General features: G+C 61.3%; 7 protein-coding genes. 3 read left to right on the forward strand and 4 right to left on the reverse strand.

Going from position 1 to position 8,043, the window contains the following annotated elements:
• Positions 1-268: 268 nt before the first annotated feature.
• Genes queA through L904_RS25440 form a run of 3 tightly spaced genes read left to right on the forward strand, consistent with a single transcriptional unit; the run spans position 269 to position 3,676 of the window.
• The gene (gene queA / locus L904_RS25430) at positions 269-1,351 is read left to right on the forward strand and encodes a tRNA preQ1(34) S-adenosylmethionine ribosyltransferase-isomerase QueA (RefSeq protein WP_020810246.1); all 1,083 of its coding nucleotides are present in this window, start codon (positions 269-271) and stop codon (positions 1,349-1,351) included.
• A complete protein-coding gene (gene tgt / locus L904_RS25435; protein ID WP_031233875.1) occupies positions 1,351-2,481 on the forward strand; it encodes a tRNA guanosine(34) transglycosylase Tgt in 1,131 nt (376 codons plus the stop codon). Before queA ends, tgt begins: the two co-directional genes overlap by 1 nt.
• A gap of 37 nt (positions 2,482-2,518) precedes the next feature.
• Complete coding sequence (locus tag L904_RS25440; RefSeq protein WP_031233876.1) at positions 2,519-3,676, forward strand: aminodeoxychorismate synthase component I; 1,158 nt, start codon at positions 2,519-2,521, stop codon at positions 3,674-3,676.
• 205 nt (positions 3,677-3,881) lie between these two features.
• On the opposite strand, the gene L904_RS25445 is transcribed toward L904_RS25440, so the two are convergent.
• The 4 genes from L904_RS25445 to L904_RS25460 all read right to left on the reverse strand — a co-directional run bounded on the left by L904_RS25445 (position 3,882) and on the right by L904_RS25460 (position 7,781).
• Positions 3,882-5,159 (reverse strand): type III PLP-dependent enzyme, encoded by a 1,278-nt coding sequence (locus L904_RS25445; RefSeq protein ID WP_020810247.1) that lies wholly within the window; start codon positions 5,157-5,159, stop codon positions 3,882-3,884.
• Complete coding sequence (locus tag L904_RS25450) at positions 5,143-6,675, reverse strand: AMP-binding protein (protein ID WP_020810248.1); 1,533 nt, start codon at positions 6,673-6,675, stop codon at positions 5,143-5,145. The genes L904_RS25445 and L904_RS25450 overlap by 17 nt, the downstream gene beginning before the upstream one ends.
• Positions 6,672-6,935 carry an acyl carrier protein gene (locus L904_RS25455; RefSeq protein ID WP_020810249.1) on the reverse strand — a complete coding sequence of 88 codons (264 nt, stop codon included), beginning with the start codon at positions 6,933-6,935 and terminating at the stop codon, positions 6,672-6,674. The genes L904_RS25450 and L904_RS25455 overlap by 4 nt, the downstream gene beginning before the upstream one ends.
• 105 nt (positions 6,936-7,040) lie before the next feature.
• Positions 7,041-7,781, reverse strand: a complete 741-nt coding sequence (locus L904_RS25460) for a hypothetical protein (protein ID WP_031233877.1) — start codon at positions 7,779-7,781, stop codon at positions 7,041-7,043.
• Positions 7,782-8,043: the final 262 nt, after the last annotated feature.

An 8,043-nucleotide genomic window follows, 5' to 3' on the forward strand; every position in this document is an offset into this window, starting at 1 on the left:
CGTTTATTGACGGTACGTGATTTTAAGGATGGACGCGGCAGTTTTGACGCTTGCCATCCGTCGCGCCGTTCTCTTCTTCCCTCATTCCTGTGCTTGTCACAGGAATCCAGCCAGCCCAAGTCCCTGGGCTGAAAGGACTCCTCCCGCCGCGCAGACGCGCGCCGACTGGATTCCTGTGACGAGCACAGGAATGAGGGGTGAGGGGTGCGGATGCGTCGGGCCGCAAAACACCGTGCCGTGTCAAATTGGATTTCTGGAAGACCCTTTCATGCGTGTAGACCTGTTCGATTTCGATCTGCCCGAGGAGAATATCGCCCTGCGCCCGGCGAACCCGCGCGATAGCGCGCGCCTGTTGGTGGTCGATCCGAATGAGAACCGTATGGAAGACCATCGCGTCTTCGACCTGCCGTCCTTCCTGAAGCCCGGCGATGCGCTGGTGTTCAACGATACCCGCGTCATTCCCGCCCAGCTCGAAGGTGTACGGCTGCGCGAAGGCGCGCCGGAGACGGCGGTTTCGGCCACGCTGCACATGCGCGCCGATCAATCTCGCTGGAAGGCCTTCGCGCGCCCCGGCAAGCGCATCAAGCAGGGTGACCGCATCCGTTTCGGTTACGAGCGCGACAATGCCTGCGGCCTTGCCCATCTGGAAGCCACCGTCGAGGAAAAGGGCGAGGAGGGCGAGATCACGCTGCTGTTCGACGTCTCCGGCCCGGTGCTGGACGAGGCAATCGCCTCCGTCGGCCATATTCCCTTGCCGCCCTATATCGCCGCGAAACGTCCGGAAGATGCACAGGATCAGACCGACTACCAGACCATCTATGCCCGCGAAAAGGGAGCCGTTGCCGCTCCCACCGCCGGGCTGCATTTCACGCCCGATCTGTTTGCCGCGCTGGACAAGGTGGGCATCGAGCGGCATTTCGTGACGCTTCACGTTGGGGCAGGCACCTTCCTTCCGGTCAAGTCCGACGATACCGACGATCACAAGATGCATTTCGAGATCGGCCATGTGTCGCAGGAAACCGCCGACCGGCTGAATGCCGTCAAGGCGCGCGGCGGACGGATCGTTTGCGTCGGCACCACCTCGCTGCGCCTGATCGAAAGTGCGGCCGACGAGAATGGCGTTATCCACCCATGGTCCGATGCCACTGGCATCTTCATCACGCCGGGATATCGCTTCCGCGCGGTCGATATTCTGATGACGAATTTCCACCTGCCGAAATCGACGCTGTTCATGCTGGTTTCGGCTTTCTGCGGTCTCGAAACGATGCGTGACGCTTATAAGCACGCCATCGAAACCGGATACCGCTTTTATTCCTATGGCGATTCCAGCCTGTTGTTCCGGAAAAACTGATGCACGACAAATTCACCTTCACCCTGAAAGCCACGAGCGGCGGCGCGCGCCTCGGCGAAGTCGCCATGCCGCGCGGCGTGATCCGCACGCCTGCCTTCATGCCTGTCGGCACGGTCGGCACCGTCAAGGCCATGTATCTCGATCAGGTGCGGGAGTTGGGGGCCGATATCATTCTCGGCAATACCTATCACCTGATGCTGCGGCCGGGTCCGGAGCGTGTTGCCCGCCTCGGCGGCCTGCATGAGCTGATCCGCTGGCCGCATCCGATCCTCACCGATAGCGGCGGTTTTCAGGTGATGTCGCTTTCCGGCCTGCGCAAGCTGGACGAGCAGGGCGTGACCTTCAAGAGCCATGTGGACGGTTCTCTGCACCACATGTCGCCGGAACGCTCCATCGAAATTCAGGGCATGCTCGATTCGGATATCCAGATGCAGCTCGATGAATGCATCGCGCTGCCGGCCGAGCGCAAGGAAATCGAGCGCGCCATGGAAATGTCGCTGCGCTGGGCCGAGCGCTGCCGCGTCGCCTTTGGCGAGCAACCCGGCAAGGCCATGTTCGGCATCGTGCAGGGCGGCGACCAGCCGGATCTGCGCATCCGTTCCGCAGAGGGACTGAAGCAGCTCGATCTCAAGGGTTATGCGGTCGGCGGCCTTGCCGTCGGAGAGCCGCAGGATGTGATGCTCGGCATGCTCGATATCACCCTGCCGGTGCTGCCCACCGAAAAACCGCGTTACCTGATGGGCGTCGGCACGCCCGATGATATCCTGAAATCGGTGGCGCGCGGTATCGACATGTTCGACTGCGTGATGCCGACCCGCTCCGGCCGCCACGGGCTTGCCTTTACCCGTCGCGGCAAGGTCAATATCCGCAATGCCCGCCATGCCGAGGATATGCGCCCGCTCGACGAGCAGTCCAACTGCCCGGCCTCGCGCGATTATTCCCGCGCCTATCTGCACCATCTCACCCGCGCCAACGAGGCGCTGGGCGGCATGCTGCTCTCCTGGCACAATCTTGCCTATTATCAGGAGCTGATGCAGGGTATCCGCAAGTCTATCGAGGAAGGCCGTTTCGCCGATTTTTATGCGGAAACCATCGAAATGTGGGCGCGGGGCGATATAGACCCCATCTGACTCTTCCCGAGTTTTTCTCCTGTTTCGGACGCTTTCCTTGGCACACGCGCCTTACGTTCTTTTCCGGGATGATACGACCGGCACGGTGACAGCCTTCACCGAGCCGGAAGACATCATCGTCGCGGATGAACCGGCGTCGTTTTTTGCTGCGCTCAAGCGCATGGAACAGCTGCGCCGGGCCGGGAAATACCTCGCCGGCTATATGTCCTACGAAGCGGGTTTCCTGTTCGAGCCGAAGCTTGCGCCTTTCGCGGACGAGCCTCGCAACGTGCCGTTTCTCAATTTCGGCGTCTTTTCCGGTCCGCAGCCGGATGAGGGACGGTTTGCGCGGCCGGCAAATCTGCCGGATGCGGATGCGTTTCTGTCCGATCCCGTGCCCGCATGGACCATTCAAGACTATTGCCAGCGTTTCGAGCGGCTGCACGGGCATCTGCGTCGCGGCGACTGTTACCAGGGCAATCTGACCATGCCCGTTCATGCCCGCTGGAGCGGCGATCCGCTGACGGCCTTCTGGTCGCTGATCGAACGGCAGCCGGTGAAATATGGCGCGCTGGTCGATCTCGGCGGCCCGGTCATCCTGTCGCGCTCACCGGAACTGTTCTTCTCGGTCGACGGGGAAGGTTTCATCGAAACCCATCCGATGAAGGGAACGACGCCGCGCGGAGCCGATGCGGAAGAAGACCGGGCGATTATCGCCGCAATGCTGGCGGACGAAAAGACGCTCGCCGAAAACCGCATGATCGTCGATCTGCTGCGCAACGATATTTCCCGCATCACCGAAGTCGGCAGCCTTGATGTGCCGCGGCTGTTCGATATCGAGACCTATCCGACCGTGCACCAGATGGTCAGCCATGTGCGGGCGAAACTTCTGCCTGACATGGCGGTGGAAGATATCTTCGCCGCCCTGTTTCCCTGCGGCTCCGTTACCGGCGCACCGAAAATGTGGGCGATGAAAATCCTGCGCGAGCTGGAAGCGACTCCGCGCGACGCCTATTGCGGCGCAATCGGCTTCATGTCTCCAAGTGGTGATATGCGCTTCTCCGTGGCGATCCGCACGCTCAGCCTGTTTGACGACGGCCGTGCCGTCTTCAATGTCGGCGGCGGTATCGTATTCGATTCCGTTGCCGAGGCGGAGTATGACGAGTGTCTGCTGAAATCGAAATTCGCGGTGGGGGACAGGTTGCTTCGGGGTTAGTCGCCTCCCTCATTCCTGTGCTTGTCACAGGAATCCAGCCAGCCCAAGTCCTTGGGCTGAAAGGAGTCTTCCCGTCGCGCAAACGCGCGTCGACTGGATTCCTGTGACAAGCACAGGAATGAGGGAGGTTGGAGGAAGCTCCGGGGTAAGCAGCCAAATGTGTGCCCTTAGGAAAGCCGGCTACGGTTTTCGCTACCAAACGTCGTCAGCGCCCGATCACCTCAAACACCCCATTTTCCACCAGCACTTCCTTCGCCGCCGCATGGCTCAGAAAACCCGCTGGGCTGGCGCTGGCGCCATAGGCGCCCGATTGCAGGATGGCGAGGAGATCGCCGGCCTTGAGCTTGGGTAGCGCCGCATTGCGGGCAAGCGTATCGAGCGGCGTGCAGAGCGGGCCGACGATGGTTGCCGTTTCCTCATGCTCCGCCAGCATCATGGCCGGTGCGACGATGGGATAATTGCGCTTGACGATCTGGCCGAGATTGCCGGAGGCGGCGAGGTGGTGGTGCATGCCGCCATCCATCACCACAAAGGTGGTGCCGCGCGAGGTCTTTACCGAATTCACCTCCGCCACATAAACGCCGCCGGGACCGGCGAGGAAACGGCCGGGTTCGATGATGACATGGGCGTCGGTTATCAACGGATGCGCCTTCAGGAGCGCCTTGAGATCGGCAATGGCGGCGCTGACTTTTTCAAGATCGAGCGGCGTTTCGCCTGCGAAATAGGGAATGCCGAGACCGCCGCCGAGATCGATGGTTTCGAGCGGCCTGCCGAGCATCTCGGCCATGCGCGCGGCAAGGGAAATGCCGTGTCTCCATTGGGAGACAAGCATGTCGGCATCGAGGATCTGCGTACCGCCGTAAATATGGACGCCGACGAGATCGATATATCGGGCGTCCTTGAAGAGCGGCAGGACATTTTCCAGCTCTTCCTCGTCGAAACCGAAAGCGGTGGCCTTGCCGCCCATGCGCATCGCGCCGGCCTGTGCATCCGGCACCGGATTGATGCGGATCGAAGCCTTGACCGGCTTGCCGACTGCCTCGATGCGGGTGATTTCCTCGGCGCTTTCGATGTGGATTTCGCCGATGCCGCCCTCGATCACTTCGCGCAGCTCGGCCATGCCTTTGCCGGGGCCGGCGAAGATGATGTTTTGCGCTGCGACACCGGCCTTGATGGCGGCGCGGTATTCACCGACGGAAGCGATTTCCGCACCCGCACCTTCCTGCCGGAAAAGCGAGACGATGGCGGGCAGGGGATTGGCTTTCACCGAATAATAGATATCGGCAAAACCGCCGAGCGCGGTTTCGAGATCGCGATAGGCGCGGCGCATGGCGGCGGCGTCATAGAGGAAGCAAGGCGTTCCGGTCCCGGCGACAATATCGCGCACGGGAAGTCCGCCGATCATCAGATCGTTCTGGCTTGTGTCGAATAACGCGGCTGCAAAAGCCGGGCCGTGGCTCTGGGGTTTATCCGTTGGCGCCATTGTCCGTCCGTTCGCGCACCAGCGCGCGGTAATCCACCTTGCCATTGGCCGTGACCGGCAGTCGTTCCACCAGTTCGATGGCGCGCGGGATCATGAAGGGGGCGAGCATTTCGGCCGCCTTCTTCAGAGCCGCCGTCACATCGATATTCTGGTTGGCGGCAGTTGCGACGGCATGCACCTTTTCGCCCGCAAAGGGGTCCGGCAGGCCGATGACGGCGACCTGCTGGAAAAGGCCTGTCGACATCAGGCTTTCCTCAACCTCGGTCGGGCTGATGCGATAGCCCGACGATTTGATCATCGCATCGTTGCGGGCGACGAAGCTGAAGAAACCATCCTCGTCCTCCACCGCCAGATCGCCGGAATAACACACGGTCTCGCCGCCCATCGCCGCCGGAATGAAGGGGTGAGGGCGCAGCACCTTTGCCGTATCCTCCGGCCGGTTCCAGTAACCCAGCGAGACGGTCGGGCCGCGATGCACGAGAATGCCAGGCTCACCCGGCTTCGCCCTCTGTCCCTCGGCGGTGACGATGAAGATTTCGCATTCGGGAATGGCCTTGCCGATGGAGGTCGGGCGGCGGTCGATTTCATCGGGCGGCAGGAAGGTGGAGCGGAAGGCTTCCGTGAGGCCATACATCAGGTAGATTTTCGTGTCCGGCAGCTTCTCGCGTAGCGCTTTCACGGTTTCCTGCGGCACGCGCCCGCCGGAATTGGTGATGTAACGCAGATGCGGCAGAGGCGTCTTTGTGAGCGACGGGGCCGCTTTCGTCAGGATCGCCCAGATCGTCGGCACACCGGCGAGACCCGTGATGGCATGGTCACGCAGATCGCGGACGATCTCATCGCCCAGTCGGAAGGTGGAGATGATCGTGGCCGCGCCCTGTTCCACCGCCGTCAGCAACTGGTTCAGGCCATAATCGAAGCTGAAGGGCAGCAGGGACAGAATGCGGTCGCTGCCGGTGATGTCCAGATAGGTGCGCACGATGCGCGCGCCGGCCAGAAGATTGCGGTGCGACAGCATCACGCCCTTGGGCGAGCCGGTGGAGCCGGAGGTATAAAGAATGGCGGCCAGGTCTTCGCCGGTTGCCGCTGAAGGCCGGGCGAGTGTGTCGGCGCGGGCCTCCATCTCTTCCGCCAGTAGCACCGTGACGTCGGGAAGGTCTTCCAGTGCCGCTTTCAGCTCATCCATCATCGCGGCGTCGCTGATGACGATTTTTGCGCCGCAATCCGTGACGATATGGCGAATCTGCTGCGCCTTCAGCAATGCGTTCACCGGCACGAAGACGCCGGACGCCATGCTCACGCCAAAGATCGACCAGCATTCCTCGATGCCGCGCGGCAGATAGATGACGACGCGGTCTCCGCGTTGCGCTCCGGCTTCCTGCAATGCCGCCGCGCAACGGGCCGCCGCTGCGGAAAATTCGCGATAATTCAGCGATCGGTCCTTATGGACGAGGGCCTGATCGTCGCTCGCCGCGCGGGCGGTAAGCAGGTGGTGCAGCAGGAAATGGGGTGTCATCTCCTCCGTTCCCTGAGGACGAAGGCGATGAGATCGGCCGGCGTGCCGAGATTTTCAGGCGTGAAATGTTCGTCATCGAGAATGATGCCGAAACCCTCGCCGAGGAAGATCATCAGTTCCAGAAAGCCGAGCGAATCGATCACGCCGCCTTCGAGAAGCAACGTATCGGCGGAAAAGGGGGCATAGGCGGGAAAACGGTTGGAGAGATAGGAATAGATGGTATCGGCAACGTCGATTTCACTCTTTTTCGCTGCAAGCATGCTCGTTCTCCGATTTCCCGCGTGTTTCCCAATGACCTGCCCGGAACGGCGCTTTTTCTTTAAAGGCCAAGATTCCGTCAAGTCGCGCACGACTCACTAAAATACCTACGGTGGCAATAACACCAACTCTGAGTATGCTTCGTTAATAAATCGTGGGTTCCATGCGCCTTTTACTTGTATCGGTGCAGATTTATGTGCGGCAAGCCCGCCGGCCTTTCGCTCTGCGCCCATTGCCGCCATGGTCAACGCAAGCCGGCCATGGCCAAGAAGGTGGCGGGCAATTGCGGATATGTGCCTTTGCGCGACCTGCCGGTCTTCGCAATGGATGAGGCGCGCGGATGGCAATCTTTTGGTCGTGGTTTTCAGGAAGACCAGCGGGTAATGGCGGTTCTCCGCCTCCATCACGGCCACGATGCAGCCGAGACGGGCGTGGTCTTCCAGCATGTCGCGCATTTCGGCGGAGAGTATTTCCGGTTTTATCTCGCCTGGCGGGCGCAGCCGTGCGCCTGCCGGGCGAAGCGCCGTGACGGGCAGCGGATAAAAAAGCGTGCAATCGGTCACCGTCGCAAAGCCCAGCCTCTCATTCAGCTTGCAGGCTTCGGGAGAGGGCGTGAGATCGGTGAAGATTTCGTCCTCATTGGAGGAGGCCATCTGCAACATGCGCGGGGCGAACCAGCGGCAGGAAGGCTCCACATACCAGCTGGACAGGTTGACGACGATCCTGCCGGTCTCCGGCAGGCGGCTTTTGATCGTCAGCAGCACACCTGCGGCATCGTCGCCCTTCATCAGCAATTGCCCGATAGCGCCGAGTTCGCGCCGCTCGTGATGTTCGCTGACGAGCGACAAACCGCGCGACCAGAAGGCCTCGCTTTTTTCCGGGAAGCCTTTCGCCAGAAGAGCGACGGCGGCGACGCGGTTTCCGTTGTCGATCGGTACGATTTTCAGGGTCGCTCTCCGCAGGTCTGGCGTCGTTCTGGGCGGGGAGGGATTTTCAACTCCACCGCGTAGTATCGGCTTACGACGATAGATTTACCGTCCCGTTAATCGCAATGGCTGCAGCGGGTTGGAGGCGATCACATTTGCATGAATGGCGGGCGCGCGCGGTTAC

It is taken from the genome of Agrobacterium sp. LY4, assembly GCF_001526585.1.
GTDB lineage: Bacteria > Pseudomonadota > Alphaproteobacteria > Rhizobiales > Rhizobiaceae > Agrobacterium > Agrobacterium leguminum.

Excerpts from the sequence above, each read along its gene's own strand:
- queA (WP_020810246.1), top strand. The coding sequence starts at position 269 with ATGCGTGTAGACCTGTTCGATTTCGATCTGCCCGAGGAGAATATCGCC.
- tgt (WP_031233875.1), top strand. The coding sequence starts at position 1,351 with ATGCACGACAAATTCACCTTCACCCTGAAAGCCACGAGCGGCGGCGCG.
- L904_RS25445 (WP_020810247.1), bottom strand. The coding sequence starts at position 5,159 with ATGGCGCCAACGGATAAACCCCAGAGCCACGGCCCGGCTTTTGCAGCC.
- L904_RS25450 (WP_020810248.1), bottom strand. The coding sequence starts at position 6,675 with ATGACACCCCATTTCCTGCTGCACCACCTGCTTACCGCCCGCGCGGCG.
- L904_RS25455 (WP_020810249.1), bottom strand. The coding sequence starts at position 6,935 with ATGCTTGCAGCGAAAAAGAGTGAAATCGACGTTGCCGATACCATCTAT.